The organism is Ensifer sp. Root558 (assembly GCF_001427045.1).
Lineage (GTDB): Bacteria > Pseudomonadota > Alphaproteobacteria > Rhizobiales > Rhizobiaceae > Ensifer > Ensifer adhaerens.
Map to the genome: position 1 here is coordinate 271,360 of NZ_LMGC01000012.1, position 26,528 is coordinate 297,887.

The 26,528-nt window shown below is 64.5% G+C and carries 23 protein-coding genes; 6 read left to right on the forward strand and 17 right to left on the reverse strand.

All coding sequences use genetic code 11. The features are described from left to right. Nucleotides 1-58: 58 nt before the first annotated feature. Nucleotides 59-865 carry an AraC family transcriptional regulator gene (locus ASD63_RS14720; RefSeq protein ID WP_034797549.1) on the reverse strand — a complete coding sequence of 269 codons (807 nt, stop codon included), beginning with the start codon at nt 863-865 and terminating at the stop codon, nt 59-61. Nucleotides 866-1,065: 200 nt separating this feature from the next. On the opposite strand from ASD63_RS14720, the gene ASD63_RS14725 reads away from it, so the two are divergent. Next, nucleotides 1,066-1,761, forward strand: coding sequence for a DUF2268 domain-containing putative Zn-dependent protease (locus tag ASD63_RS14725; RefSeq protein WP_159415593.1), 696 nt, complete (start codon nt 1,066-1,068; stop codon nt 1,759-1,761). An 18-nt stretch (nt 1,762-1,779) separates the two neighbouring features. Here ASD63_RS14725 and ASD63_RS14730 read toward each other — a convergent pair whose 3' ends face one another. The 7 genes from ASD63_RS14730 to ASD63_RS14760 form a co-directional block, all read right to left on the reverse strand. Beyond that, nucleotides 1,780-2,199, reverse strand: coding sequence for a GFA family protein (locus ASD63_RS14730; protein WP_034797547.1), 420 nt, complete (start codon nt 2,197-2,199; stop codon nt 1,780-1,782). Nucleotides 2,200-2,368: 169 nt separating this feature from the next. After that, entirely contained in the window at nt 2,369-3,169 is an 801-nt protein-coding gene (gene iolB, locus ASD63_RS14735) for a 5-deoxy-glucuronate isomerase (RefSeq protein ID WP_034797545.1), read from the reverse strand. A gap of 261 nt (nt 3,170-3,430) precedes the next feature. Further along, on the reverse strand, nt 3,431-4,330 hold the full coding sequence (iolE, locus tag ASD63_RS14740; RefSeq protein WP_034797543.1) for a myo-inosose-2 dehydratase: 900 nt from the start codon (nt 4,328-4,330) through the stop codon (nt 3,431-3,433). Between the two features lie 98 nt (nt 4,331-4,428). After that, nucleotides 4,429-6,282: a 3D-(3,5/4)-trihydroxycyclohexane-1,2-dione acylhydrolase (decyclizing) gene (gene iolD, locus ASD63_RS14745; protein ID WP_034797541.1), complete on the reverse strand. Its 1,854-nt coding sequence runs from the start codon at nt 6,280-6,282 to the stop codon at nt 4,429-4,431. Between the two features lie 73 nt (nt 6,283-6,355). After that, the gene (gene iolC, locus ASD63_RS14750; RefSeq protein WP_034797539.1) at nt 6,356-8,293 is read right to left on the reverse strand and encodes a 5-dehydro-2-deoxygluconokinase; all 1,938 of its coding nucleotides are present in this window, start codon (nt 8,291-8,293) and stop codon (nt 6,356-6,358) included. A 124-nt stretch (nt 8,294-8,417) separates the two neighbouring features. Then, nucleotides 8,418-9,272 carry a MurR/RpiR family transcriptional regulator gene (locus ASD63_RS14755; protein ID WP_034797538.1) on the reverse strand — a complete coding sequence of 285 codons (855 nt, stop codon included), beginning with the start codon at nt 9,270-9,272 and terminating at the stop codon, nt 8,418-8,420. Nucleotides 9,273-9,577: 305 nt separating this feature from the next. Beyond that, nucleotides 9,578-10,705 (reverse strand): Gfo/Idh/MocA family oxidoreductase, encoded by a 1,128-nt coding sequence (locus tag ASD63_RS14760; protein ID WP_034797536.1) that lies wholly within the window; start codon nt 10,703-10,705, stop codon nt 9,578-9,580. A 271-nt stretch (nt 10,706-10,976) separates the two neighbouring features. Between ASD63_RS14760 and ASD63_RS14765 the strand changes: the two genes are divergently transcribed. Further along, nucleotides 10,977-11,783 carry a class II glutamine amidotransferase gene (locus tag ASD63_RS14765; protein ID WP_034797533.1) on the forward strand — a complete coding sequence of 269 codons (807 nt, stop codon included), beginning with the start codon at nt 10,977-10,979 and terminating at the stop codon, nt 11,781-11,783. Between the two features lie 270 nt (nt 11,784-12,053). Here ASD63_RS14765 and coaBC read toward each other — a convergent pair whose 3' ends face one another. After that, nucleotides 12,054-13,262, reverse strand: coding sequence for a bifunctional phosphopantothenoylcysteine decarboxylase/phosphopantothenate--cysteine ligase CoaBC (coaBC, locus tag ASD63_RS14770; protein ID WP_034797531.1), 1,209 nt, complete (start codon nt 13,260-13,262; stop codon nt 12,054-12,056). Between the two features lie 268 nt (nt 13,263-13,530). Between coaBC and ASD63_RS14775 the strand changes: the two genes are divergently transcribed. Together ASD63_RS14775 and ASD63_RS14780 are read left to right on the forward strand one after the other, a co-directional pair. After that, nucleotides 13,531-15,342 carry a diguanylate cyclase gene (locus tag ASD63_RS14775; RefSeq protein WP_060529503.1) on the forward strand — a complete coding sequence of 604 codons (1,812 nt, stop codon included), beginning with the start codon at nt 13,531-13,533 and terminating at the stop codon, nt 15,340-15,342. A gap of 161 nt (nt 15,343-15,503) precedes the next feature. After that, nucleotides 15,504-17,084 (forward strand): ABC-F family ATP-binding cassette domain-containing protein, encoded by a 1,581-nt coding sequence (locus ASD63_RS14780; protein WP_034797527.1) that lies wholly within the window; start codon nt 15,504-15,506, stop codon nt 17,082-17,084. A 5-nt stretch (nt 17,085-17,089) separates the two neighbouring features. Here ASD63_RS14780 and ASD63_RS14785 read toward each other — a convergent pair whose 3' ends face one another. Then, nucleotides 17,090-17,992, reverse strand: a complete 903-nt coding sequence (locus tag ASD63_RS14785) for a cation transporter (protein ID WP_034797525.1) — start codon at nt 17,990-17,992, stop codon at nt 17,090-17,092. A gap of 213 nt (nt 17,993-18,205) precedes the next feature. Here ASD63_RS14785 and ASD63_RS14790 point away from each other — a divergent pair, with 213 nt between their 5' ends. Then, nucleotides 18,206-18,982: a DUF4239 domain-containing protein gene (locus ASD63_RS14790; protein ID WP_034797523.1), complete on the forward strand. Its 777-nt coding sequence runs from the start codon at nt 18,206-18,208 to the stop codon at nt 18,980-18,982. 6 nt (nt 18,983-18,988) lie between these two features. Here ASD63_RS14790 and ASD63_RS14795 read toward each other — a convergent pair whose 3' ends face one another. The 3 genes from ASD63_RS14795 to ASD63_RS14805 form a co-directional block, all read right to left on the reverse strand. Further along, a complete protein-coding gene (locus ASD63_RS14795) occupies nt 18,989-20,257 on the reverse strand; it encodes an MFS transporter (RefSeq protein WP_051659374.1) in 1,269 nt (422 codons plus the stop codon). 211 nt (nt 20,258-20,468) lie between these two features. Next, nucleotides 20,469-20,939, reverse strand: a complete 471-nt coding sequence (locus ASD63_RS14800; protein ID WP_034797521.1) for a nucleoside deaminase — start codon at nt 20,937-20,939, stop codon at nt 20,469-20,471. 11 nt (nt 20,940-20,950) lie between these two features. After that, the gene (locus tag ASD63_RS14805) at nt 20,951-21,544 is read right to left on the reverse strand and encodes an ankyrin repeat domain-containing protein (RefSeq protein WP_060529532.1); all 594 of its coding nucleotides are present in this window, start codon (nt 21,542-21,544) and stop codon (nt 20,951-20,953) included. A 358-nt stretch (nt 21,545-21,902) separates the two neighbouring features. On the opposite strand from ASD63_RS14805, the gene ASD63_RS14810 reads away from it, so the two are divergent. Next, the gene (locus ASD63_RS14810) at nt 21,903-22,775 is read left to right on the forward strand and encodes a LysR family transcriptional regulator (protein WP_034797519.1); all 873 of its coding nucleotides are present in this window, start codon (nt 21,903-21,905) and stop codon (nt 22,773-22,775) included. A 52-nt stretch (nt 22,776-22,827) separates the two neighbouring features. Here the strand turns inward: ASD63_RS14810 and ASD63_RS14815 are convergent, their stop codons facing one another. The 4 genes from ASD63_RS14815 to ubiB form a co-directional block, all read right to left on the reverse strand. Further along, nucleotides 22,828-23,607: an SDR family oxidoreductase gene (locus tag ASD63_RS14815; RefSeq protein WP_034797517.1), complete on the reverse strand. Its 780-nt coding sequence runs from the start codon at nt 23,605-23,607 to the stop codon at nt 22,828-22,830. Between the two features lie 158 nt (nt 23,608-23,765). Then, nucleotides 23,766-24,026 (reverse strand): hypothetical protein, encoded by a 261-nt coding sequence (locus tag ASD63_RS14820; RefSeq protein ID WP_034797516.1) that lies wholly within the window; start codon nt 24,024-24,026, stop codon nt 23,766-23,768. A 169-nt stretch (nt 24,027-24,195) separates the two neighbouring features. Then, a complete protein-coding gene (locus ASD63_RS14825) occupies nt 24,196-24,726 on the reverse strand; it encodes a GNAT family N-acetyltransferase (protein ID WP_034797513.1) in 531 nt (176 codons plus the stop codon). Nucleotides 24,727-24,948: 222 nt separating this feature from the next. After that, nucleotides 24,949-26,523, reverse strand: coding sequence for a 2-polyprenylphenol 6-hydroxylase (gene ubiB, locus ASD63_RS14830; RefSeq protein WP_034797511.1), 1,575 nt, complete (start codon nt 26,521-26,523; stop codon nt 24,949-24,951). Nucleotides 26,524-26,528 lie beyond the last annotated feature (5 nt).

Here is a 26,528-nt window from a genome sequence, read left to right on the forward strand (position 1 = left end):
GCAGCCGGTGCAGCAATGCTCCGGGGGAGGGCTCGGGTCTTGAACGGAATTGCGGGCGTTACTTTTTGGCCTCGGCATAGATGCCCGGCGAGAGGCCATATTTGCTGACGAAGACGCGGGTCATGTGGCTCTGGTCGGCGAAGCCGGCCGCGAACGCGGCCTCCGCCAGCGGCACGCCACCGCCGATCAGGCGGCGGGCGAGATCGATGCGGCGCTGGACGATATAGGCATGCGGCGTCAGGCCGACGGCGCTTGCGAAATTGCGCACCAGTTGAAAGCGGCTGAGCCCGGCTTCGGCGGCGAGATCGGCGAGCGTGATCGCGGCCGTCGGATCGTCGTCGATCATCGTCTTGGCCGCCGTGACTGTTGCCGGCCGTTCACGCTGGTGTCGCCTGCCGGTGGCAAGAACGCCTGCAAGCAGCAGCAGGAGCTGCTCCTCGTGCCGGATGGCGTCGCCCATGGCCGTCGGATCAGTGATGGCCGCAAACAGTGCCCGAAAGTGATCTGCGACCTCCCGGTCGTGGAAGGCGGGGGCAGTGAACTCGCCGGAATGCGCGCGGCCCTGGCTGATATCCTCGGCGGCAGTCGCGATGACCGAGGGATCGAAGTAGAGCATGCGCCAGGCGCGGCCGGCATCACCGATCGGCGTTCCGTCATGCACCTCGCCGGGGTTGACGGTGATCATGTCGCCGGCGCCGGCTTCGACCATGCCGCGGCCGCTGAGCGACTTCTGCGCGCCCTGATAGATGAGACCGATGCCGAACTGATCGTGCGTGTGGCGGGCGAAGGACTGGCGCGTTTCGGCCTCGACAGCGTCTATGCCCGCGGCGGCACTGCGCAGCATACTGATCTTGCCCTTCGCCATCCCGCGCGCCTGCTCCGTTCTCCAGCTTTGTCTTGTACACCGCGGCGCCGCATCCGGCCATCGCAATGACGCCTCATGACGCCTCCTGCTCCGGCTGACATCGGTGGGTCGCAGAAACTTTCATCTTTCCGGCGTTGCAATCACCGGCCGCATCCTTACGTTGCGGTGCCGGGCGGCTGAGACAATAGGAGATGGTCGAAATGCTGGATCTTCGTGTTCACTTTCTCGAAGCGGACGGGTCTCTGGCGCCGTGGCACGAACGAATACGGGAGGCCGTGCGGGAAACCGCCGAGCGTGTCGGCGCGGCGGTTTCTGCCTCGGACAGCGCCGCCCCCATCGATGTCCTCGTCGAGTATCGTGCGGGCGAGACGATCCCTGAACTCGGTGTTGCGGGCGCCTGCTACCGCAGGGCGCTGGTCTTCTTCACGGTCGATCCCGGCAACGAGAATTTCGAGGCGAGCCTTAGTGCGGGAGAAGTGCGCAAATTGCTGACGCACGAACTGCATCATTCCTTTCGCCACGCGACCTGCGGCTATGGTTCCAAGCTCGGCGAAGCGCTGGTCAGCGAGGGGCTGGCCGATGCTTTCGATGCCGAGATCAACGGCGGCGACGGCCATGTGTGGAATCATGCGCTCAACGCCGCGGATTGGGAAAGCTTGTTGGAGCGCGCCGAACGAGAGCTTTGGACCGAGACCTATGATCACGCAGGCTGGTTCTTTGGCACCGATCGATCTCTGCCGCGCTGGGCCGGCTACACGATCGGCTATCATCTGGTGAAGACTTATCTTGCTGTCAATCCGCAGGCGCGCCCATCGCAGATGACGGCGACGCCGGCATCGGCCGTGATCGGCGAAGCATGGGCGCCGTTCAAGGATCGTCTGCTCGTCGCCGCATGATGGTTCAGGCCGAGATGGCTAAGCGTGAGACGCCTCGTCGCGATCGCGGCCCGGCAGCTTCCTGACGTCGCCGATCCAGGGCAACGCCGAGGAACACCAGATCTGTGACCGCGGTCTGAGCTGCCGGCGCTGGTTGATCGTTCCCACCCGGATGCCAACCTCCAGCGCGTCCTCGTCGGTGCCGGTCGTGTAGATCGGCGAGCCGCAGTTCGGGCAGAAGAACTGCAGCCGCTGCCGCCCGTTTGCGCCGATCTTCACATAGAGCTTCGGTTCGCCGCCGGTCAGCCGAAAGTTCTCCCGTTCCGTGCCCGCGGTGACGCGGTAGGCCGATCCCGTCAGTTGCTGGCAATCGGTGCAATGGCAGATCCCGACATCGGCCGGGTCGATCTCCGCCTCGTAGGTGACGAAGCCGCAGTGGCATTGCCCGTCGATATGCATGGAGCCCTCCCTGAAAGCGGGAAAGCTAGGGCGGTCCGGGCGAAAGGCTATGCCGCTCTCATCCGCCCGAAGCCTCATTGGGCGATCGGGCTCAAGGATCGCAGCGTCTCGCCCCGCCGTTCGGCATGGACGGAGAGCGGTGGAGCGCCACCGTTTGGTTCGCCGCCGCTTACACGCCGGTAAACAGCCACTCGTGTTCGCGGGCGTTGTGGAACTTCCAGATGCGCTTCGGTCCGGCCATGACGTTGAGATAATAGACGTCGTAGCCGTGCACGGCAGCGACCGGATGATAGCCCCTCGGCACCAGCGTCACGTCGCCGTCCTCGACTGCCATGGTCTCGTCGAGCGAGCGATCGTCGGTATAGACGCGTTGCATCGCAAAGCCCTGGGGCGGGTTCAGCCGGTGGTAATAGGTCTCTTCCAGATAGCTCTCGGCCGGCAGGTCGTCCTGGTCGTGCTTGTGCGGGGGGTAGGAGGAAGTATGGCCACCGGGCGTGATCACCTCGACGACGAGCAGCGACTGCGCCGAGCCGTCATCTTCCGGCATGATGTTGGTGACGTAGCGGGTGTTGGTACCCTTGCCGCGGGTCATCTGCGGATGGGTGCCCGGTGCGATCACCTTCGCCTTGAAGCCGTCGCCGCCCGGGGCCGAGCAGATGGCAAGGTCGAGGTCGGAGGTGGCCGTTGCTTGCCAGCGGCTGCCCTTCGGCACGTAGACGGCATAGGGCTGGCCCTCGAAGGGGGTCATGCGCTCGCCGAGCTCGCCGAGGCTTTCGCCGTCGACGGCGACCTTCGCCTTGCCGGACACGAGCACCAGGCAGGTTTCCTTGTCGCCGGTCTCGCCCTCGGTCGTCTCGCCCGCTTTCAGCCGTTCCAGCGCGAAGCCGACATAGGTCCAGCCGGCGCTCTCCGGCGTCACGTTTTGCATGAGGCCCGATTTGGCCTTCGGTTTGACGAGCAGCTTGGACATGTCGATCTCCCTGATACTTTTTCTGGAGCCGCGCCGAATGGTTGGCCTGCCCCTCACCCTAGCCCTCTCCCCGCTTACGGGGAGAGGGGATTTTCGGAGTTTGCGTCGCGCTCCCCACCTCTACGTCGCGAGGGACCGGAGGGCGCGGCCTATCCCTTCACCCCGCCGGCGGGGAGAAGGTGGCGGCAGCCGGATGAGGGCCTCCCTCACCGTGCGGATGAGGGGCACGCCCCGCGAAGTCCGGCGACCGAAAGTGACGGCTTACTTGTCGAGCCCGGCTTCCTTTGCGAAGGCCTTCAGCGACTTCAACCCAAGTGACTGGTATTCGAAAGGGTTGCGCACGGCCGAATCCTGTTCCGCCTCGATCACCAGCCAGCCGGAATAATCGTGCTCGGCGGCGATCTTCAGTACGGGCAGGAAGTCGACGCCGCCTTCGCTGTCGCCGGGAACCGTGAAGACGCCACGGCGCACGCCTTCGAGGAAGGAGAGGCCTTCGCCCTCGACGACCTTGCGGACAGCGGGACGCACGTTCTTGCAATGGATGTGGCGCACGCGGTGCATGTATTTCTTCGCGACCTCGGCCGGATCGGAACCGCCGAACCAGGCGTGGCCGGTGTCGAGCAGCAACTTGGTCGCCGGGCCGGTGTTCTGCATCAGGAGATCGATTTCCTCACCGGTCTGGACGATCGTGCCCATGTGGTGATGGTAGACGAGGTCGATGCCCTGGTCGGCACAATATTGCGCGATCGCTTCGAGGTCGGCGCCGAACTTCTTCCACTGGTCGGCCGGCAGCACCGGCTTGTCGTTGGCGACCGACTTTCCGTCGTCGCCATGGATGGCGTTCGAGGTTTCGCAGACGATTGCCACCTTGCAGCCATTGTGCTTCAGGAGATCGAGATGCGGCTGGATCGCCTTCTTCTCGGCCTCGACGTCGTGGGTGAGCAGGTTGGTCGAGTGCCAGCCGGAGACGAAGACGAGATCGTAGGAGCCGAGCTTCTGCTTCAGTGCTTCCGGATCGGACGGCATCTTGTGGCCCTTCTCGATGCCGTCGAAGCCGATCTTCTGGCAATCGGACAGGCAGTCCTCGAGCGTCAAATGCGCGCCGATTGAATGATCGTCGTCGTTGCTCCAGGCGATCGGGTTAGTTCCGTAGCGGATCATGTCTTTCACTTTCTGATGCCATCCGCGGAAGGCGGATGTTTTGTGAGCATAAACGGGAAAAGCGCCCGCGCGAAAACGCGGGCGCCGAAAGGGCAATCTTAGCCGAAGCGCTGTGCGGCGAGCGCCTTCTCATAACCCTCGCGCGCCGCGTTGACCTGGGCGCGGCCCGAGACCTCGGGCACTGCGACATCCCACCAGTGGCCGCCGGCCTCGGTCGTGATCAGCGGATCGGTGTCGATGACGATCACGGTCGTGCGCGTCTCGCTCGCGGTCTCCTTGAGCGCTGCTTCGAGCTCGGAGATCGAGCCGACCTTGCGGGTGACGGCGCCCATCGCGCCGGCATGCGCCGCGAAGTCGATCTGCGGCAGTTCGACGTGATGGGTGTCCTTCAAGAGATTGTTGAAGTTGGCGCCACCGGTGCCCATCTGCAGTCGGTTGATGCAGCCGTAGCCGGCATTGTCGAGCAGCACGATCGTGAACTTGGCGCCAAGCATGATCGAAGAGGCGATCTCCGAATTCAGCATCATGTAGCTGCCGTCACCGACCATGACGATCACGTCGCTCTCGGGCTTGGCGAGCTTGACGCCGAGACCGCCGGCAACTTCGTAACCCATGGTCGAGAAGCCGTATTCCATGTGGTAGCCGCCGGGCTCTTCCGCCTGCCAGAGCTTGTGCAACTCACCGGGTAGACCGCCGGCGGCGCAGACGAGCGTCGTGTTCTTGCCGCCGCGGGCGCGCTGCACGGCGCCGATCACCTGGGCGTCGGAGGGAAGGGCCGCATTGGTCGTGGCCGTCGCCTTGTCGGCCGCCGCCAGCCATTCCGCCTTGCCGGCCTTGGCCTTCGCGGTCCAGCTCGGATCGGCCTTGTGGCCGCCAAGACCGCCGGAGATGCGGTTGAGACCGGCGCGGGCGTCTGCGATCAGCGGCAGGCCGTTGTGTTTGCCGGCGTCGAAAGGCTGAACGTTGAGGCCGATGATCTTCAGGCCCTCGTTCTTGAAGAGCGCCCAGGAACCGGTCGTGAAGTCCTGCAGGCGCGAGCCGACGGCGAGAACCACGTCGGCATCCTCGGCAAGCGCGTTGGAGGCGGTGGTGCCGGTCACGCCGACCGAGCCCATGTTGAGCGAATGCGAATGCGGCAGCGCCGACTTGCCGGCCTGCGTCTCGACCACGGGAATGCCGTGGCGTTCGGCGAAATCGCCGAGCTCCTTGCTCGCTTCGGAATAGAGCACGCCGCCGCCGGCGATGATGATCGGCTTCTTTGCTTCCTTCACCGCCGCGATCGCCGTCGCCAGTTCGTCGAGATCCGGCTCGACGCGGCGCGGCACCCAGACCTTCTCGTCGAAGAAGTTTTCCGGATAGTCATAGGCTTCCGCCTGCACGTCCTGGCAGAGCGACAGCGTCACCGGGCCGCAATCGGCCGGATCCGTCAGCACCTGCATGGCGCGGCGCAGCGCCGGGATGATCTGTTCGGGCCGGCTGATGCGGTCGAAGTAGCGCGAGACCGGGCGGAAGCAGTCGTTCGCCGAGATCGTGCCGTCGCCGAAGCTTTCCACCTGCTGCAGCACCGGATCGGGGCGGCGGTTGGCGAACACATCGCCGGGCAGGAAGAGGACCGGCAGGCGGTTGACATGGGCGAGTGCTGCCGAGGTCACCATGTTGAGCGCGCCGGGGCCGATCGAGGTGGTGCAGGCCATGAAGCGGCGGCGGAAGCTCGCCTTGGCAAAGGCGATCGCCGCATTCGCCATGCCCTGTTCGTTCTGGGCGCGGTAGGTCGGCAGCGTGTCCTTGATCGCGTGCAGCGCTTCGCCGACGCCGGCGACGTTGCCATGGCCGAAGATGGCGAAGACGCCGCCGAAGATCGGCACCTTCTTGCCTTCGATGACGGTCATCTGGCGGGTCAGGAACCGCGCCACGGCCTGGGCCATAGTCAGGCGCACGGTCTTCTGGCTCATAATCTGTTTCCTCCTCGTGGCGGAATCGTCCCGTTCCGCCCTGTCCGGCATTATCGACTGATATCTGTCGATCCTATGCCGCCTTTGTTTCACCCAGTTGCAGCCAGAGATCGACCAGGGCCTTGAATTTTCCGGCCATGTCGGCGATCGCCTGGTCGTCGCTCATCGTGCCGCCGAGCCAGGCCCGGCCGGCATCGGCGAAAATCGTTCGGCCGACGGCAAAGCCCCGGACCGTCTTCGAAGTGCGGGCGGCTGCAAAGCCGTCCTTGAGCTGCTCATAGGGCGCTTCGAGGCCCAAGAGCACCACGCCGCGGCAGAGCGGGTCGCGTGCCTCGATGACGGCATCGATCGCTGCCCAGGCGCCGCGGCTCGCCTGCGGCTCGAGCTTCCACCAGTCCGGCTTGAGCCCGGCATCGTAGAGTTCGGTCAGTGCCCGCGGAATGGTCTGGTCGTCGAGCTTGCCGTGCTTGCCGGCAATGATCTCGATCAGGATCTCACGGCCAACCTTGCGCGCCGCTTCGAAGGCGGAGCGGAGCTTTGCCACCTGCTGGGCTTTCAACTCCGCCGGATCGTCCGGGTGGTAGAAGGAGAGCACCTTGATGCAGTGGTCGACCGGCCAGTCGATCAGGCGACTGCCGAGATCCTGGCTGAATTCGAATTGCAGCGGCCGCGAGCCCGGAAGCTCGATCGGCTTGCCGATCCAGAAGTCGCGATGGGCGCCGGCGGCGTAAAGCGCGTCGCGGCCGTACTTGTCGTCGATCAGCATGCCGAAGCCGGAGCGGCCGGCCGCGACCTGTGCGGCGGCCTTTACCGCCAGCACCTTGAAGGCGGGAATGCGGTCAAGCAGAGCCTGGTCGCCGGCGGCCATGTCTTCGAGCTGGCTGCGATGATCGATCGCCAGCGCCATCAGAAGCGGGATATCGCGGCGACGTGTGGTTGCCCAGTGAACGTGGTTGATCGCCTCGTCCTTGCGCAGGGCCCGTTCTTTGCTGCCCTTTTCCAGGAAGAACTGCAGTTCCGTCCAGGTCGGGATTTCAGGCGCACAGAGCAGGCGCGAGACAGCGAAGGCGCCGCAGGCATTGGCCCAGGTAGCAGACGTCGCGTGCGGCTCGTTTTTGAGCCAGCCGCGCAGGAAGCCGGACATGAAGGCGTCGCCGGCGCCGAGCACGTTATAGACCTCGATCGGAAAGCCCTTGCCGACGATGCCGTCTTCGAGGTCGTCGGTGATCGGACCGTCATAGACGATGCAGCCCATCGGTCCGCGCTTGAGCACAATCGTCGCCTTCGAGAGCGAGCGGATCGTCTTCAGCGCCTGGAGCAGGTCACTTTCGCCCGAGGCGATCAGCACTTCCTCTTCCGTGCCGACGATCAGGTCGCAATCGGCAAGAACCGTTTTCAGATGCGCCGAAACGCGATCCGACGCGATATAACGGCTTTCGCCGGCGTCATGGCCGGCAAGGCCCCAGAGGTTCGGACGGTAGTCGATGTCGAAGACGACCTTCGCGCCGTTTTCCTTGGCAATGCGGATCGCCTTGCGCTGGGCGGCGTCGGTGTTCGGCTTGGAGAAATGCGTGCCCGAGACGAGCACTGCGCGGGCGGAACGGATGAACTCCTCGGAAACGTCATCTTCGCAAAGCGCGTTGTCGGCGCAGTTGTCGCGATAGAAGAGCAGCGGGAAGGTCTTGTCGTTTTCGACCGCGAGGATCGCGAGCGCCGTCAGCCGCTCCGGATCGGTGACGATGCCGCGGGTCTCGACGCCTTCGCGAGTGAGCTGCTCGCGGATGAAGCGGCCCATCTGTTCGTCGCCGACGCGGGTAAGAAGCGCTGACTTCAGACCCAGGCGGGCGGTGCCGACAGAGATGTTGCAGGGGCAGCCGCCCACTGACTTCGCAAAGCTCGAAACATCTTCAAGTCGCGTGCCGATCTGCTGGCCATAGAGATCGACCGAGGCCCGGCCGATGGTGATCAGGTCGAGCGGCTTTGCTCCCTGTGCCGAAACGTTCTGGCTCACTGCTTCCTCCCCGCGGACACCTTGGCGGGCCCGACCATTTCCGTACTGTGGGTGATGGTCGTATGAAACATAAATTCCGACGTTTCGTCAATATGGAATTTTCATTCTATCTGTGCCGTTTTGCCTAGCCGCCCTCGGCGAGGCGCTGGCGCTTCTCGGCGATGGCGACCGTCAGCGCCATGGCAAACGCCATGCTGGCGGAAAGAGAACGGAAGCCGGCATGGTCGGCCTCGACCAGTTCGAACCAGACCTTCGAGGATTCTGCCAAGGGCGAGAAGGCCGAGTCCGTCAGCGACACGACGGGGACCTTGCGTTCGGCGAGAAGCCGCGCCTGGGCCGCACTTTCGGAGGCGTAGGGCGAGAAGCTGACGGCAAAGGCGGCATCGTTTTTCGTCGCCATCGCCAGCATGTCCTCGTCGATGCCGGCGGCGGTGCCGACGAGCTGGTATTTCACCTTCAGCTTGCCGAAGGCATAGGCCATGTAGCTGGAGATCGGATAGGAGCGGCGCTTGGCGATCAGGTAGACGGTGTCGGCCTTGGCGAGGATATCGACGGCGCGTTCGAAGGCTTCAGGATCCACCGAGGAGGCGATGTTGTCGAGCGAGCGGTGGGCGGCAGCGACGAAGCCGTTGAAGATCGAACCGCTTTCGAGCTTGCTGTGGTCGTTGGCGCTGAGCGCCTTCAGCCGGTCCTCATAGCCGGGCGTGCGCTCACGCAGCCGGGCGCGAAAGATCTGCTGCAGGCTGGAAAAGCCCTCGAAGCCGAAATACTGGGCGAAGCGCACCAGCGTCGACGGCTGCACTTCGGCGGAAGTCGCGATGCTCGCTGCCGTGCCGAAGGCGATTTCATCGGGATTGTCGAGCGAATAGGCGGCAACCTGGCGCAGCCGTTTCGGCAGCTCCGCCTTGCGTTCCAGAATGGCGGCCTTCAGCGCCTCGAAATCCTGCGGCACCTCTGTCGTCGTTTCCGGCATGGCCATGTCTCGCTCGTCTCCCTCGATGTCAGTCTGGCTTTCGGCCTCACCCTAATCGATTAGTCGGGAACGGGATAGAACAGGCATTCTATTTTTCTCGGAGCATGTCCAGGAAAAGTGCGAAGCGGATTTCCGTCCGGAATGCGCACCAAAACAGAGAGCATGTCCAGGAAAAGTGCGAAGCGGATTTCCGTCCGGAAATGCGCAGCAAGACGGGCGGCATTTCCAGCAAAAGTGCGTAGCGGTTTAGCGTCCCGACGTGCGTGCAAAAATAGATGGTTTTCCTACGAGACGCCGGCCGTCGAAGCCGCCTAGATCCGCACCCATTCGTTTGTCTTGGCCGATTGATAGGTCGCCGAAAGCACCTTCTGCACCTCGTAGCCTTCGCGGAAATCGGTCGAGGGAGACTTGCCGCCGGCGATGGCGTCGAGGAACTCCTTCACCTCGATGGCCTTCAGGTCGTTGAAGCCGATCTGGTGGCCCGGCGCTACGCAGAACGCGCCATAGGGCGGATGCTCCGGTCCGGCCCAGATGGTGCGGAAGCCGCGGGTGCGGATATCATCGCCCGTCTTGTAGAGGCGGATTTCGTTCAGCCGCTCCTGGGTGAAGACGATGCTGCCCTTCGAACCGTAGATCTCGAAATCGTGCTGCATCTTGCGACCGGTCGCGATCCAGCTTGCCTCGAAGCTGCCGGTGGCGCCGTTTTCGAAGCGCACGAAGGCGCGGGTGATGTCGTCGACCTCGACGGCGCGGGTTTCGCTGGAGCCAGCGGACACCGGGCGTTCCGGGATCTGGATGATGGTTTCGGCAAGCACCTGTTTGATCGGGCCGACGAGGTGGCGCATGGAGGCGATAATGTGGCTGCCGATGTCGGCAAGCGCACCGCCGCCGCTGGCCGGGTTCAGGCGCCAGCCCCACGGAACCTGCGCGTCGGCCATGAAGTCTTCCGCATGGATGCCGCGCATCGAGCGGATCTCGCCGATCTCGCCGCTTTCGATGATGTCCTTGGCAAGGAAGATCAGTGGGTTCTTCAGATAGTTGAAGCCGACCTGGGTCACGACGCCCGCCTTCTCGGCCGCCTCAACCATCTCGCGGCATTCCGCGACGGTCGGCGCCAGCGGCTTTTCACAATAGACGTGCTTGCCATGGGCGATCGCCGCAAGCGCCATCTCCTTGTGCAAAAGGTTCGGCGTGGTGATGTCGATGATGTCGATATCCGGATCGGTCAAGAGCTCGCGCCAGTCGGCGGTCGCCTTGCGGAAGCCCAGTTGACCGCGGGCGCGTTCGGCACTCTCGACGGTCACGTCGGCGACCGAAACCAGATCGAGCTCGAAGGGCAGGTCGAAGACCCGCGCGGCAATGGTGAAGCCGAGCGCATGGGCCTTGCCCATGAAGCCCGTGCCGATCAGGCCGATGCCGAGTTTGCGCTTGCTGCCCATGCTGAATTCCTCCCTGGCGGCGCTGCCGTGTTGGTCTGAAATGAAATGAATTTTGCAAGTTTTGTCAATATGGAATGTTTGTTCGAAATAGGATGGCGATACCGACGTTGTGCCGTTTGAAACAGCCAAAACTGTGCGTTCCGGTTAGCTTCACCTTGACGAAGGGGGAATGTGTTAACGCATTTTTACCATGTTCCGTTGGAACATCGCGTTTCGTCATGGTTAACGAATCGCTCCGCAGTGAACGGAGCGGAGCTGGAGTGAAATCAGCATGTGCCGCTGGGCAGCCTATCGCGGGGAGCCGCTGTATCTCGAGGAACTGGTGACCTCTCCGGCGCACTCGCTGATCGAACAGTCCCATTGCGCGACACGGGCCAAGACCGCCACCAACGGCGACGGCTTCGGCATCGCCTGGTACGGCGACCATCCCGAGCCGGGGCGCTACCGCGATATCCTGCCGGCCTGGTCCGACTGCAACTTGAAGAGCATCGCAAGGCAGATCCGCTCGCCGCTCTTCCTCGCCCATGTGCGCGCCGCGACCGGCGGCGGAACCAGGCGCGACAACTGTCATCCCTTCGTCTTCGGCCGCTGGTCCTTCATGCACAACGGCCAGATCGGCGACTTCGAGCATCTGCGCCGTCCGATGGAGAGCATGCTCGACAATGACCTCTATTCGGCGCGCACTGGCACGACGGATTCGGAGCTCCTGTTTCTTCTCGCCATGCAGTTCGGGCTCGACCGCGATCCGCTTGGCGCCATCGCCGAGGCGCTCGCCTTTATCGAACAGCTTGCCGAGCATCTGGAGCGGCAGGTGCTGGTGCGCTTCACCGCAGCTTTCTCCGACGGCCAGGATCTCTACGCCGTGCGCTACGCCTCCGACTGGAAGGCGCCGACGCTCTATGCCGCACCGATGGGCCCGAGCGGTGGCTATTGCCTCGTCTCCGAGCCGCTCAACGACGACGACAGTGCCTGGGTCGAAATCCCCGACGGCACCGCGGTCATCGTCGGCGAAAACGGAGTCGATGTTCGGCTGTTTTCGACCAAGGGCACGCCGGTCAGATCTCGCCAGATGGCCTGAGCCGGCGGCGCTTTCGGCTTCGACGAGGACGACGCGCCCCTCATCCGGCTGCCGCCACCTCCTCCCCGCAGGTGGGGAGGAGGGACGCGTGGCGCTCGCTCGTCCACGACTGGTTCTTCGAGAAAGCGACCGATTATCATCGTTCTCGAGGTTAGACGGGAGAAGCTAAGCCCGCAGCCAACGGGACGCGATATCGCGTGTGCCGCGTCCCCTCGCCCCGCTTGCGGGGAGAGGGTTCGGGTGAGGGGCATTTGCCATGAGATCGATTGTTTAGCGCGCCAGCTGCTCGGCAATCATCGCCGCCAGCTTCTCCGCCACCGCGTCCTTGTCCATCTCTGGCCAGTCGTCATTGCCGGCATGTGAGATCAGCTTCACCTTATTGCGGTCGCCGCCCATGATGCCGGTTGCCGGCGAGACGTCGTTGGCGAGGATGAAGTCGGCGCCCTTTCGCTCGAGCTTGGCGCGGCCGTTGTCGGCGACGTTTTCGGTCTCGGCGGCAAAGCCGATGACGAGCTTTGGCCGCTTCGCATGGTGGCCGACCGTCTTCAGGATATCGGGGTTTTCAGCAAGCTGCAGCGGCGGCGGCGCCTCGCCCGGCTTCTTCTTGATCTTGTTGCCGGCGGCCGTCGCCACCCGCCAGTCGGCAACGGCGGCGACCATGACGGCGACATCGGCGGGAAGGGCGGCAAGCACCGCATCGCGCATCTCTTCGGCCCGCTCCACATGCACGACTTTCACACCAACCGGATCCGGGATCGTCACCGGGCCGGAGACCAGCGTGACGTCGGCGCCGAGCTTTGCTAGCGCCGCGGCGATCGCATGGCCCTGCTTGCCGGAGGAGCGATTGGCAATGTAGCGCACCGGGTCGATCGGCTCATGCGTCGGCCCTGAGGTGACGACGACGCTGCGCCCGGCAAGCGGTTTTGGCGCGCCTAAGAGCAGGTCTTCAACGGCCGCGACGATCGCCAGCGGCTCACTCATGCGGCCTTCGCCGGCCTCGCCGCTTTCGGCCATTTCGCCCGCTTCCGGGCCGATGAAGCGGAGGCCGTCCCTCGCAAGCGTCGCCCGGTTGCGGCGCGTCGCCGGATGCGCCCACATTTTCGGGTTCATCGCCGGCGCAACCAGGACAGGGCGGTCCGTTGCCAACAGAATGGTCGAGGCGAGATCGTCCGCATGGCCGTTCGCCATCCTCGCCATCAGGTCGGCGGTCGCGGGTGCCACGACGATCAGATCGCATTCGCGCGCCAGCCGAATATGGCCGACGTCCTGCTCGTCCTCGCGCGAAAACAGGTCGAGATAGACATGCGAGGCCGAAAGCGCGCCGACGGCAAGCGGCGTCACGAACTCCTGTGCGCCCGCCGTCATGACCGGCCGCACGCTTGCACCGCGCTCCCTGAGCCGTCGGATGAGATCGAGGCTCTTATAGGCCGCGATGCCGCCGGAGATGATGAGGAGAATACGCTTGCCCGACAGTGTCATTTGCACCCGGCCCTTCGGCCGTCCTCTCGCCCGGCATGGGCTGCCGAGCCTACGCGATACCAGAATAGTCCAGGCGATCGGCCTCACCGACGCCTTTGATGTCGAACCTACTTGAGCGATCTGCCGGGCGCAACGTGTCCGGAGGGGCCGGCATGTCGAGGGGGCGGAACAAAAGCCGCGCCGCTTGTGTCAACCGGGGCAGGGGCTGTTGCCGAAGCCTGATAATGCGGTTAATCCGCTCTCAATCCGCGGGGGCTAAGCTTCTTCCATGCGAATAAATGCGATCACAAACTGGGCCTATGGCGTGACCGTCCTTCTGACGGGGCTTTCCGGTGCCGCCTTCATCCTGTCGACCGACAGCGCGATCAAGGAACGCCAGGCGGTTGAGCAACATCTGGTGCTTGATACACTCGGCGAAGAGCTTGCGCTCGGGGCTGAAACGCGAAGTGACGAGGCACGTCTTTATGTGATGCGCGGCGACGAGCGCCATCTGGAAGCCTTCCACCGCGCCGAGGAAGAAGAACGCCGGCGCGAGGAGGCGACCAAGACCGCGACCAATCTTGGCGCAACGCCGGCGGAGATCGCCGCCTTGCAGGATATCGTTCGCGAGGCGGAAGCGCTCGACAAGGTCGAGGTTGCCGCCATCGATGCCTATCAGAAGGGTGACCGCGCCGGCGCGCAGGTAAGGCTCTTTGGGCCCGAGCACGAGCGTCTGCAGACCGCCCTTCTTGAGACGGTGGCGCGGTTCAGGGACCTGACCAACGTCCGCACCGGCGCGGCCCTCAACGAGGCGCAGGAGCGCAGCGATTGGTATGCGGCGGCCGCCAAGACGATGCTCGGCATCACCGCCGCCCTGTTCCTGAGCGTGCTCTATTTCATCCTCAAGCGCCGCGTCGCCATGCCGCTTACCCGCATGAGCGGAATCGTCACCCGCCTCGCCGAGCAGGATTACGCCGTGGAAGTCCCGCTCGATCGCCGCAGCGACGAGATCGGCGAGATGAACAAGGCGATCCATATCTTCCGCGAAAACGGCCTGGAGCGGGACCGTCTGGACGCGGAGCGGCGGCTAGACCAGCAGACCAAGGATCTCATCCTGCAGATGATGCACCGGCTGCAGGCCTGCCAGAGCCAGGACGAACTGGCCGAGGTCGTCGCCCGTTTCGCGCCGCAGGTCTTTCCCAACCTCGCCGGCCATCTCTATGTGCTGAACGACAGCCGGACGCTCCTGTCGCGCGTCGGTACCTGGCTCGATCCGCAGCACTCGGCGCCGACGTTTCCGTCCAGCGCCTGCTGGGGGCTCCGCCGCGGCCGGCCGCATGTCAGCAACCGTGGCCACAGCGACATCGCCTGCCAGCACCTCGACGATGAAGGCGTGATCGGCCTCTGCGTGCCGCTGACGGCCCAGGGCGACACGATCGGGCTCCTCTACTTCGAGGAACGGTCTGAGGAGGAATTCGCGGTCGAGGCGTCGCGCCTCTATCTCGAACTGATCGCCGAAAACATCGGGCTTGCCGTCGCCAATCTTCAGCTGCGCGAGAAGCTTACCAATCTCGCCGTCCGCGATGCGTTGACGGGCCTGCTCAACCGGCGCTGCCTCGATGAGGCGCTGAACCGGCAGCCGCGCGGGCAGGCCGGCAAGCCGCTCAGCTGCCTCATGATCGACATCGACCACTTCAAGCGCTTCAACGATGAGTTCGGCCACGATGCCGGCGACGTCGTCATGCAGTATGTCGCGCAGATCATCGTCGACACGGTCGGCGATGCCGGCAGTGCCTACCGTTTCGGCGGCGAGGAGTTCACCGTGCTCATGCCCGACGCCGGCGAAGCCGAGGGCTTCGAGCTTGCCGAGCGGCTGAGGACGCGGATCGGCACGACGCCGCTGTCGCATCGCGGCCGGATTCTGGGCACGGTTTCGGTCTCGGTCGGCGTTGCCTCGGCGCCGGACGATGGGCCTGTAGCCACGCTCCTGACCCGGGCCGATGCCGCTCTTCTCGACGCCAAGAACCACGGCCGAAACCGGAGCGTGCGGGCCTCCGGGCTCGTCTTCGGCGACGACGAGGTGCAGCGCAGCCTCGCCTGATCCCCTGGCCCCCGCAGGTCTGTATCGAAGGGCCCGCCTTGAAACGGGCGCATTCGATGCTATCTATGACCGCGATAGAAATTTGAACAGGATACACGCATCGATGGATTTCACCCTGACCGCCAAGCCGAACCGTCTTGCCATCAGGGAAAACCGTATCCATGCCTGCTTCGATTTCACTCTCCCGTATTTCGTGGTCCGCGCCTGAGGGCCGAAGCCTCCTTTCCGATCTCGACCTGAGCTTTGGTCCCGTTCGCACCGGCCTTGTCGGTCGCAATGGCGTGGGAAAATCCACCCTGCTGCGACTGGTCGAGGGAACGCTGGCGCCGCAGGCCGGCAAGGTCAGCGTCGTCGGCAGCCTCGGCGTGCTCAGCCAGACCGTTCAGGTCGCGGCCGACGAGACCGTCGCCAATCTCTTCGGCGTCACCGACGCGCTTGCGGTTCTGCAGAAAGCAGAAGAGGGGGGCGCCACCCTTGACGAACTGGCTTCCGCCGACTGGACGCTGGAGGCCCGCATGGAGGAAGCGCTGGCGCGCGTCGGTCTGGACGCTTCGGCGGAAACGCGCCTTGCCGCCTTGTCCGGCGGGCAGATGACCCGCGTGAAGCTTGCCGCGCTCGTCTTCAAGGAGCCTGACTTCATCCTGCTCGACGAACCCACCAACAATCTCGACCGCGAGGGGCGGGCGGCCGTCGCTGCGCTGATGGCGGGCTGGCGCGGCGGCGCCATCGTCGTCAGCCATGATCGCGAACTCCTGGAAGAGATGGACGCAATCGTCGAACTGACAACGCTCGGCGCCACCACCTACGGCGGCAATTGGAGCCACTATCGTGAACGCAAGGCGATCGAGCTGGCGTCTGCTCGCCACGATCTCGCCGATGCCGAGCGGCGTCTGGCCGAGGTCGAGCGCAAGACCCAGGAGACGGCCGAACGCAAGGCGCGCAAGGATGCCGCCGGCCGCCGCAAGCGCGCCAAGGGCGACGAACCGCTGCTCTTGCTCGACGCCAGGAAGGAGCGTAGCGAAAAGACCGGCGGCGACAATGCCCGCCTTGCGGACCGGCGACGGGACCAGGCGGTCGGCGATCTCGTCGAAGCGCGCGAGCGCATCGAAATCCTGCAGCCGCTGACTGTTCGCCTGCCGCCGACCGGACTGCCTGCCGGTCGCAGTGTCCTGCAGGTCGATAACGTCGGCGTCGGCTATGAACGGGGGAAGCCGGTCGTCGACCGGCTGTCGCTCTCGATCGTCGGGCCGGAGCGCGTTGCGCTTACCGGCCGCAACGGTTCGGGCAAGACGACCCTGCTGTCGCTGCTGACGGGTGATCTACAGCCATGGTCCGGCAGCGTGCGCCTGCTCGTCGATCACGCCGTGCTCGACCAAAAGGTAAGCCTGCTCGATCCCGCGCTCTCTATCCGCGACAATTTTCGGGGTCTCAATCCTGATGCCAGCGAGAACGATTGCCGGGCAGCGCTCGCCCGCTTCATGTTCCGGGCCGATGCTGCCCTGCAGGTCGTCTCGAGCCTCAGCGGCGGCCAGATGCTGCGGGCCGGTCTGGCCTGCGTGCTCGGTGGTCGCAATCCGCCGCAGCTCCTGATCCTCGACGAGCCGACCAACCATCTGGATATCGATTCCATCGAGGCGGTCGAGGCGGGGCTCAGGGCCTATGACGGCGCGCTGCTCGTCGTCAGCCACGACCGGGCCTTCCTGGAGGCGATCGGCATCACCAGGCGGATCGAACTTTCCTGACGGGACTATTCCGCCCAGCGCGCGTCGCCGGTAAAGGCGATCGTCAGCCAGCGGTCATGGCCGGGATCACCGATCTCCTCGCCGATCTCGGCGCGGATCCGGTCGAGTTCGGCGAGCGTGCCGACCTTGGTTTCGGGCGTTCCGATCAGATAGACCTCGATCGTCTTGGAGCGCCCGACCTTGGCGACATAGGTGCGGTAATCGGCAAAGCCGTGGCGTGTGACGGCGTTCGCCGCTGCCTGCCGCACGCGCTCGTCAAGCTCGGCGGGTGCGACGAGGAAGATCTCCTTCAGCGCCTGGAAGACCGTGCGGATCGGCAGCGGGATCAGGCAGAGCGTCAGCACGATCAGGATCGCCGGGTCGACATAGGGCGTGACGTACTCGTAGGCCGTTCCCTTCAAGGCGGCGGCGATCGCAAAGGCGACGAGCAGGGCGGAGGTAATCGCGCCGGACATCGCCCAGGCGCGCACGTCGAGCGCCAGGAACTCCGAGCCGATCGGCCGGTTCGCCCGGCGTACATAGAAGAACATGAAGGCGCAGATCACCACGACGACGGCGGCATAGGCGATCGCCCAGTCGAAGGCGAGGTGATTGCCGCCCGACAGAATGGAGCCGACGGCGTTCACCATCGCGTAGAAGGAAAGCAGGGTCAGAAGGCCGGCATTGAAGAGCAGCACCATCGGTTCGATGTGCCAGAAGCCCATCTGGAAGCGCTTGCTCGGTTTCGGGATAAGCTGCGTCACGCCAAGCGCAAGCAAGGTCATGGAGGCGTCGACGGCCGAGAAGACGCCGTCGAACACGATGGAAACCGAGCCCGATAGCAGACCGAAGATAACGCCCGTCACCCCGACGACCACGGTGGCCGCGATCGATTGTTTGAGGACTGTCTGTTCGCTTGGCGCACTCATGATCTTGTTATTACTCCGGTTTTGGTGGGGTGCGTAGGCGTTGGCAGTGTCGAAATGGTGGCAAGACGGGTGGATGGCGCTGCAAGCATAGCGTTTCGGCCAGCCGCAAGACAGCCGCCCAGGGCCTGGTCCGGGGCGTGCAGTTGTCTTTCGCCGGTCGTGGGCTCAGAATTGACGAAGGCCCGCGGCAGGAGAATGGGCTGTGGAGGGGACATGATCGTCGAGATGCTGCTCGGTGCACTCTTCGTGTGTGGCACGGTCGCACTGACGCTTGCTGCGTACTTCCTGATGCGGCTGATCATGGGCGGCGAGGCCGAGGGCCATGAAAAGGAGCTGGCCAGTTCGGTCATCTTCCGGATCTCGGCACTGCATGGCCTGATCCTTGCGCTCGTGTTCGCGCAGGAGATGGTCGAGTACCAGCAGCTCAAATACGAAATGGCGACCGAAGCCGGCGCTATCGCCGACATCTACTATGATGCCGCACGCTACGGTGAAGGCTTCAAGGCACCGATCCAGCAGGCGATATCCGCCTACGTGTCCCAGGTGATCGACGGCGAGTGGCAATCATTGGCGGACAAGGGCCGTCTTTCAAATGAGGCCTGGGCGTTCTGGGACAAGGCCTACCAGCATGTGCTGAACCTCGTGCCCGCCGACAAGCGTCAGGAGAGCCTGCGCAGCCAGATGCTGGAGCGGCTGCACGACGTTTCGCAGAGCCGGACCAAGCGGGAAAGCAACGTCGCGGACTCGATCGACAGCATCTTCTGGTTCGCGGCACTCTCCGGTGTGATCTTCATCGCGCTCGCCTATTATGCCTATCCGCCGAGACGGCGGAACCTGCTGCTGCTCTGCCTCTTCGGCGCCTATACCGGCATCATCCTGTTCCTGATCTACGCCTTCTCCAATCCGTATCAGCCGCCGGCAGCACTGGCGCCGGGGCCACTCGAACGGGTGCAGGAGCAGATCAACGCGTCGCCCGCGACCGGCTTATAACCGGTGTCAAGCGAACTGCCCCAGCCGCAGCAGGTCTCCCGTGGCGGCGCCATCGTCGAGCGCCGTGGTGCGCGCGGCCTCAGGACGCGGCGGCGGCATGGAATGGCCGATCGCAAACAGAAGCGCACCTGCCGCAGCAAATGCCCCGAACAGCAGGAACATGCCGGCGCCGCCGACGGCGCCAAGCGCAAGGCCGCCGGTGAGCGGCCCGAGGAAGTTTCCAAACGTCGAGAGCGAATGGGCACCGAAATAGGTGCCGCGGTTGCCGGCGTTGGAAATTCCATCGACCAGCACATATTCCGACGGCACGACCAGCACCTCGCCTATGGTGAAAAGGATCATCGAGGCGACGAGCATTTCCATTCCGGACGAGGCGGCAAAGCCGATTTCGCCGATCAGGAACAGCAGGCTGCCAAGCGACAGCGCATGCAGGGCGCCGATCCGTTCGATGACGAAGCGGGCCGGCGTGCTGGCGACCAGCACCGTTACCGCGTTGGTCGAAACCAGCAGCGCAAAAAGCGTGACGCCGTCCTCAAAGCCGGTATTGAGATACTGCGACAGGGTCACGGACCACTGACCGTGAACGGCGAGAAGCAGCGTGCCGCCGACGACGAAGAAGACCAGGCGCCGGTCACGCAAGGCGGCGACAAGTCCGCGCCAGCCACCGGCACTCCCTGACGTTCGTTCGGTTTCGATAGCCTGCCTGTTGCTTGCCTCCGGTACCGTGAGCAAGAGCACGAGACCGAAGGCTGCGTGGATGACGCCCGCGATGACGAAAAGCGTCACATAGGCAGCGCCGACCCATACGCCGATCAATGGCCCGATCGCCCAGCCGGCATTGATGGCGAGATAACGCCAGGAGAAAACCTTGAGGCGCAGATGTTCAGGCGCCGCATCGCTCATCAAGGCGCGCGCGACCGGTTCAAAAACGGCGGCGGCAACGGCGGAAACGATGTGGGCCAGCGCGAAGGCGGCGATCGATTGTGCCAGTCCGAGCCCGGCCAGCGCCAGTCCGGCCATGAAGAGTGCGACGGTCAACACGCCTTTTCGGCCAATCCGATCGGAGAGCGTGCCGGCGAACGGGCTGACGATCGCGCCGAGCAGCGGCCCCACGCCGATCAACGCGCCGATGCTGGCAGGGTTGAGGCCGAAGTCACGCTGGAGGCGGATTGCAAGGAAGGTCAGGCTCATGCCCTTGGCAATCGTCACCACACCGGAGCCCGCGATGAGAAGCAGTGCGACGAAGCGGCCGGCTTTTTCGGAATAGGCAGTCATCACGGGCACCTGCTGGCTGGAATCCGCCCGGTCTCCTTAAGAGATGGGGCGGCATAAAAGGAAGAAACGCCTATGCGATTACAGCCGGCACGTGTGTTCGGCAAGGGGCGTCGATTCCCAATGGGGCCCGGCATGAACAGAAAAGCCCGAGGCGGCCGTCGGCCGCCTCGGGGCTATTCGCAACGTGATGGCCGGGCGTTGGCCCGACGACTCAAGTCTTGGCCAGGCGCTCTTGCCAGGCGGCGTAAAGCGGTGTCGTTTCGGCATCGTCGACCGGCACATGGCGGAAGCGCATGGCCTGCTCGGCGAGCGGTTTTGCCAGTTCCGCATAGATCGCTGCGGTCGAGAGGCCAAAGGGTTCGGCGTCGGCATTCGAGTTCGCATAGGCGATCTCGGTGATTCCGGCCATGCGCATGGCCGCCAGGCACATCGGGCAGGGCTGGCCGCTGGCATAGACGGCGGCGCCTTCGAGCCGCGGGGAACGAAGGTTTTGGGCGGCGGAACGCAACGCGTTCAGTTCCGCATGCGAGGTAGGGTCGCCGGATGACAGCATCTCGTTGACGCCGCGACCGACGATCTCGCCATCCTTGACGACGACGGCGCCGAAGGGGCGTCCGCCTTTCTCGATGTTGCGGCGGGCAAGCGTTACTGCCTCGGCCAGATAGGTCTGTTCCTGGGTCATGAGAGTTCTTTCTAGCGTGCGCCGGCGTCGGCCAGCAGCCTCTCGATCTTGCCATAGCCGCGCTGGCGGGCATGGGTCAGCGGGCTGACACCCTCGCCATCGGCAAGGTTCACGTCGGCGCCGGCCTTGATCAGCAGGCGTACGATCTCGATGTGCTTTTCACCGCCACTGCCGAGGATGATGGCTTCGAGCAGCGCGGTCCAGCCGAGGCGGTTGACGTGATCGACGTCGATGCCGGCTTCGATCAAGGTCTTGACGGTCTCGACATGGCCGCGCTCTGCGGCCGGGATCAGCGCCGTTTCGCCATAGCGGTTGGTGCTCTTGAGGTCGGCGCCATTGGCAAGCGTCAACTTCAGGATGTCGAGATGCCCACGCGCGCCGGCATAAAGATAGGGGCTGTCCTGGATCTTGTCCTTGGCGTTGACGTCGGCGCCGGCCTCGATCAGGGCACGCGCCGCATCGACGCGATTTTCATGGGTGGCGGCGAGCAGCGCCGTCGCACCGCTGGCGTCGCGCGCTTCGATGCTCGCGCCTTCCTTGAGCAGCGCCTTGACCTTGTCTGGATCGCCGGTCTCGGCGGCGGAGATCAGCTGGTTTTCAAGCATCGAGGCCCCCACGGTTTGAGGTGCAAGGCTGAAGGCGGCAATGGATGCGCCGATCAGCGAGCCGAAAAGTCTTGGTCGCATTTGTTCTTTCCGATCATGCGGGCCGGCCGAATGGGTCGGTCGATCGCAATGGTTCCGGTTAAGAGCGGACGAGGAAACCTCGAAAGGGCTCCATCCGTGCCGCTCTTGCTCATCGCAATCTCGTGCTTACTTGAGCCGATCCGTGACCTTTTCAAGGGCGCAAGACACGCGTCGTCGCCGAACGTCTCCCGCGCCCGGCGTGGCCCTCCCGTGTGCGACCATAGGCAGTGCCGCATTCATTTGGAAATTAAATGTATGAATGCTATCAAGTGGAAATATGAATGATCAACCTTTCGATCTGGATCTGCTGAAAGCCTTCGCGGCGGTGGCCGATTGCGGCGGTTTCACCGCTGCGGCCGGCCGGCTCAATTCCACCCAGTCGACCGTCAGCCAGAAAGTCCTGCGGCTGGAAGAGCAGGCCGGCCATCGGCTGCTCGAACGCAGCCATCGCCAGGTCCGCCTGACGGAAGCGGGCGAGCAGTTGATCGGCTATGCACGGCGCATGCTGGCGTTGGACGCGGAAGTGCGGCAGCTTCTCTCGGGCGCATCGGTTGCCGCGACGCTGCGCCTCGGCCTGCCCGAGGACTTTGCAGCCGGCCGCACGACCAGCACACTCGCGGCCTTTGCCCGCCGCCACGAGAATGTCAGGCTCGAAGTGACGAGCGGGCTCAGCCGCGAGCTGCGGTCGCTCTATGATCGTGGCGAGCTCGATATCGTCGTCGTCAAGCAGCGCCGCGGCACGGGCGATGCCGTGAAACAGTGGCAGGAAAGCCTGTGCTGGATCGACAGCGCCGCCCATCCTGTTCTGGCGCTCGATCCTCTGCCGCTCGTCGTCTTTCCGCCGCGCGGCCTCTATCGCGACGACATGGTGGCGGCACTGGATGCCTCAGGGCGACGCTGGCGCGTGAGTTATACCAGTTCCAGCCTCGCCAGTATTCAGTCGGCGGTCGCCGATGGGCTGGGCATCAGCCTGCTGCCGGCCCGCGTCGTCCACGACCGGCACCGGACGGTGGGGCCGCAGCAAGGACTGCCGATGATCGAGACGATGGAGATCGCCCTCTATTACCGGCCCGAGGCCGGCGCGCTGGTCACGCGGTTGGCCGAAGACCTCTCGGCGCTCATCGGCGATGACAGTCGGGACGAGGTATGACCTCGCCTTCGTAGCTCACCCCAATCCGTCGGCGGAAATGTCCAGAACGGTATCAGAGCATCGAGCGGCTGAGGCCGCCATCGATGGGCAGCGCCACGCCGGTGATGTAGCTTGCCTGACGGCCCGCGAGGAAGGCTGCGGCCGCCCCGAATTCCGCCGGCGTGCCGTAGCGGCCGATCGGGATGTCGCGTTGGCTGCGGGCTGCGACCGTCTCGACATCGAGCCCTTCGCTTTCGGCGTCCATCCGGTCGAAGCTGAGCGTGCGGTCTGTGGCAAGCCTTCCGGGCAGAAGCAGGTTCACGGTCACGCCGTCGGCAGCGACCTCGCCGGCGAGCGTCTTCAGCCAGCCGGCAACCGCACTTCTGAGCGCATTCGACGCGGTGAGCCCGACGATCGGTTCGCGGATACTGGTGGAGGCGACGGCGATAATGCGCCCGAACTGGCGTTCCCGCATGCCGGGCAGCAGCCGGCCGGCGATGCGCATGCCGGCCAGCACCATGGTCTCGAATTGAGAACGCCAGAAGTCCGGTTCGATGACCGAGGCAGGTGAGGGCGGCGGCCCGCCGCCATTCAGCACCAGAATGTCGATCGCGCCGAAATCGGCTTCGAGCTGGTCCAGCAGGCCATCGAGGCTTTCGGGCTTCGAGAGGTCGAGGGCGTAGCCGCGCGCCGAAGGGCTGATGTCGCTTGCCACCTTGGCCGCCGATGTCGCGTCGCGGCCGGTGAGCGCCACGATGACGCCTTCGCCGGCGAGAGCCTCGGCAATACCGCGCCCCAGCCCCTTGCTGCCGCCAAGCACCAGCGCACGTTTTCCGGCGATACCAAGATCCATGACCGACCCTCCTCGATTGCGGAATTCAGAATGGCTCGGCATCCGAGCTACACCAGATTTCCTCGCAGCGGAATCGTTTTGACGTCAGTGGATGTCGGAATGCAAAAGCCCGGCCGCACCGCGGCCGGGCTCTCAAGCGCCCTCCCTCATTCTGTCGCTTAGCGGCAGATGCGGATTTTCTTGTAGTAGCGGTTGCCGTAGCTGTCGTAGCGCTTCACCGTCTTCAGGAAGCAATAGGGTTCGTCCTCGTAGTAGTAGGGTCCGCCATAATAGCTGCCGACGTAGCCGACACGGCCGCTCCAGCCATGACCGTAGTAGCCGTTGCCGAAGCCGATCGAAATGCCACCGGCCTGCGAAGGTGCTGCAAAGGAGATGGCAGCGGTAATGGCGACAGCGGCTGCGACGATGAACTTGCGCATGATGATCTCTCCTCCGGATGGGTTGGGATGAACCTTTGTCATCCATGAGACGAAAGTCGCATGAAGCCGAGATATTCGCAGTTCCGGATGGAACAGGATGCTGCCGGCGGTTGCGCTGGATCGCAATCGGCCGGCCACAGTCCGTGCCGGTTGCCGGCCGTTGCGGCCTTCAAGCGGCCTTCGGCGCCGCAGGTTCACGAATGCGGGCCATCGCGAACACGTCGGCCAGCACACCGTTCCTCAGCGCATAGGCCCGGTGCGTACCCTCCATCTCGAAGCCGGCCTTGCGGTAGAGTGCGATAGCGGGCTCGTTGTCGGTAAAGACCGTAAGCTCGATGCGGCTGATGCCGAGCCAGTTATCGGCGGCGTCGATCAGAGCGGTCAGCAGCGACTTACCGATGCCCTCGCCGCGATGGTCGTCGTCGACGCTGATCCCAAGGGCCGCGGAATGATGCCGGCGCCCCTTGCTGCGATGCAGTCCGGCCATGCCGAGGATCCGGTCGGCGCGCTCGGCGACGATGACGACGCTGACGTCCGAGAGGCTCTCCAACCACTTGCGTGTCTGTTCCGGGGTGGCGAACGGCTGGCGCAGCGTGCCCGAGCGGATGCCCGGCTGGCTCATCAGCGCCGCGATCGCTTCGAAATCGACGACGCGGGCCGCGCGGATGTTGATATCTGAAGGGTCGTTTGCGTCGGTCATTGTTTCCTCTCTTTGGTTCCGAGGAAACAGGTCCCAACCCTGCTCGCCTCGGCAGGGTTGGTGGGGGACATTTCGCTTAAGTCAGCGCAACAGGTCTCCCGCACACCCCTGGGGTATGCGTGCAAAGCACCATGACGAGAATAGAGCGATTATCCATGCGGGAAGGATAGCAAGCGTGGGTAGAAAGACAAGCCCGCCGCGCCGGTTCGGGCGCGGGCGGGATCAGGTCACCTGCCAGGCGATATAGGCGAGCGTGGCGGCGATGAGCCACAGCGCGATGCGGCCGGAGCGCGTGTGTTTCGCTTCCGCCTTGCCGATCGCATGCGCGGTCTCGGCGTCGAAGCGCAGACCGTTTTCGCTCATCGCCATGATCTCGCTCGAAAACTTCTCCGTGCGGGCGGCGATTTCGGGCGCGGCTTCAGCCAGCCTGAGTGCGGCATGCAGGCCGTCGCGCAAATCGGTGACGATGCGCTTCGGTCCGAGATTGTCGCGGATCCACTTGCCGACGACCGGCTCGGAGGCCTTCCACATGTTGAAGCGCGGATTGAGCGTGCGAGCCACCCCTTCAACGACCACCATGGTCTTCTGCAGCATGACGAGCTCGGGGCGGGTCTGCATGTCGAAGAGCTCAGTGACCTCGAAGAGCAACGTGAGCAGCTTCGCCATCGAAATGGTTTCGGCCGGCTGGCCGTGGATCGGCTCSCCGATCGCGCGGATCGCCTGGGCGAAACTCGCAGCGTCGTGGTGCGAAGGGACATAGCCCGCCTCGAAATGCACGTCGGCCACGCGCTGGTAGTCGCGGGTGATGAAGCCGAAGAGGATCTCGGCCAGGAACCGGCGTTCCTTCTTGCCGAGGCGGCCGACGATGCCCATGTCGACGGCGACGATATGGCCGGCATCGTCGACGAAGAGATTGCCCTGATGCATGTCGGCATGAAAGAAGCCGTCGCGCAGCGTGTGGCGCAGGAAGGACTGGATCAGCACTTCGGCTAGAAGGTTGAGGTCGTGGCCTGCGGCCTTCAAGCCCTCGATGTCCGACATCTTGACGCCGTCGATCCACTCCATGGTGACGACGTCGCGTCCGGTCCGCTCCCAGTCGACCTTCGGCACGCGGAAGCCGGAATCGTCCTTGGTGTTCTCGCCAAGCTCGGAAAGGGCGGCCGCCTCCAGACGAAGATCCATCTCGATCTTCGTCGTCTGTTCCAGCGTCTTGGTCACCTCGACCGGCTTCAGCCGGCGGGTGTAGGGCAGGAAACGCTCCTGCATATGGCTGACGAGATACATCGCCTCGATGTCGGAGGCGAAGCGCTGCCGCACGCCGGGACGGATGACCTTGACCGCGACCTTCTCAGGGCCGCTGTCGCGCATCACGATCGCCGGGTGCACCTGAGCGATCGAGGCCGCGGCCATCGGCTCGGAAAACTCGGCATAGAGATCATCGACCGTCCGGCCGAGTGATCCCTCGATCGCGGTCTTCGCCTCGTTCTGCGGGAAGGTCGCCATGCGGTCCTGCAACAGCGACAGGTCTGCGGCAAACTCCGCGCCAACGACGTCGGGGCGGGTTGCGAGGAACTGGCCGATCTTCACATAGGAGGGGCCGAGCCGGGCGACGGCGCGCGACAGCCGGTCGCTACGCTCCTCTCCCGGCACTCTGCGCCGCGCCAAAAGTCCGGCCGCCTTCTGGGCGAAACGGGCAAAGGGTGGCAGGTGCTCCGTCGGGACGGCCGAGACGACGCCTTCGCGCACGAGAACCCAGCCGATCCGCGCGAGGCGGATATATGCTCCAGGCGTGCTCATCGGGA

Excerpts from the sequence above, each read along its gene's own strand:
- ASD63_RS14720 (WP_034797549.1), bottom strand. The coding sequence starts at position 865 with ATGGCGAAGGGCAAGATCAGTATGCTGCGCAGTGCCGCCGCGGGCATA.
- ASD63_RS14725 (WP_159415593.1), top strand. The coding sequence starts at position 1,066 with ATGCTGGATCTTCGTGTTCACTTTCTCGAAGCGGACGGGTCTCTGGCG.
- ASD63_RS14730 (WP_034797547.1), bottom strand. The coding sequence starts at position 2,199 with ATGCATATCGACGGGCAATGCCACTGCGGCTTCGTCACCTACGAGGCG.
- iolB (WP_034797545.1), bottom strand. The coding sequence starts at position 3,169 with ATGTCCAAGCTGCTCGTCAAACCGAAGGCCAAATCGGGCCTCATGCAA.
- iolE (WP_034797543.1), bottom strand. The coding sequence starts at position 4,330 with ATGATCCGCTACGGAACTAACCCGATCGCCTGGAGCAACGACGACGAT.
- iolD (WP_034797541.1), bottom strand. The coding sequence starts at position 6,282 with ATGAGCCAGAAGACCGTGCGCCTGACTATGGCCCAGGCCGTGGCGCGG.
- ASD63_RS14755 (WP_034797538.1), bottom strand. The coding sequence starts at position 9,272 with ATGGCCATGCCGGAAACGACGACAGAGGTGCCGCAGGATTTCGAGGCG.
- ASD63_RS14760 (WP_034797536.1), bottom strand. The coding sequence starts at position 10,705 with ATGGGCAGCAAGCGCAAACTCGGCATCGGCCTGATCGGCACGGGCTTC.
- ASD63_RS14765 (WP_034797533.1), top strand. The coding sequence starts at position 10,977 with ATGTGCCGCTGGGCAGCCTATCGCGGGGAGCCGCTGTATCTCGAGGAA.
- coaBC (WP_034797531.1), bottom strand. The coding sequence starts at position 13,262 with ATGACACTGTCGGGCAAGCGTATTCTCCTCATCATCTCCGGCGGCATC.
- ASD63_RS14775 (WP_060529503.1), top strand. The coding sequence starts at position 13,531 with ATGCGAATAAATGCGATCACAAACTGGGCCTATGGCGTGACCGTCCTT.
- ASD63_RS14780 (WP_034797527.1), top strand. The coding sequence starts at position 15,504 with ATGCCTGCTTCGATTTCACTCTCCCGTATTTCGTGGTCCGCGCCTGAG.
- ASD63_RS14785 (WP_034797525.1), bottom strand. The coding sequence starts at position 17,992 with ATGAGTGCGCCAAGCGAACAGACAGTCCTCAAACAATCGATCGCGGCC.
- ASD63_RS14790 (WP_034797523.1), top strand. The coding sequence starts at position 18,206 with ATGATCGTCGAGATGCTGCTCGGTGCACTCTTCGTGTGTGGCACGGTC.
- ASD63_RS14795 (WP_051659374.1), bottom strand. The coding sequence starts at position 20,257 with ATGACTGCCTATTCCGAAAAAGCCGGCCGCTTCGTCGCACTGCTTCTC.
- ASD63_RS14800 (WP_034797521.1), bottom strand. The coding sequence starts at position 20,939 with ATGACCCAGGAACAGACCTATCTGGCCGAGGCAGTAACGCTTGCCCGC.
- ASD63_RS14805 (WP_060529532.1), bottom strand. The coding sequence starts at position 21,544 with ATGCTTGAAAACCAGCTGATCTCCGCCGCCGAGACCGGCGATCCAGAC.
- ASD63_RS14810 (WP_034797519.1), top strand. The coding sequence starts at position 21,903 with ATGAATGATCAACCTTTCGATCTGGATCTGCTGAAAGCCTTCGCGGCG.
- ASD63_RS14815 (WP_034797517.1), bottom strand. The coding sequence starts at position 23,607 with ATGGATCTTGGTATCGCCGGAAAACGTGCGCTGGTGCTTGGCGGCAGC.
- ASD63_RS14820 (WP_034797516.1), bottom strand. The coding sequence starts at position 24,026 with ATGCGCAAGTTCATCGTCGCAGCCGCTGTCGCCATTACCGCTGCCATC.
- ASD63_RS14825 (WP_034797513.1), bottom strand. The coding sequence starts at position 24,726 with ATGACCGACGCAAACGACCCTTCAGATATCAACATCCGCGCGGCCCGC.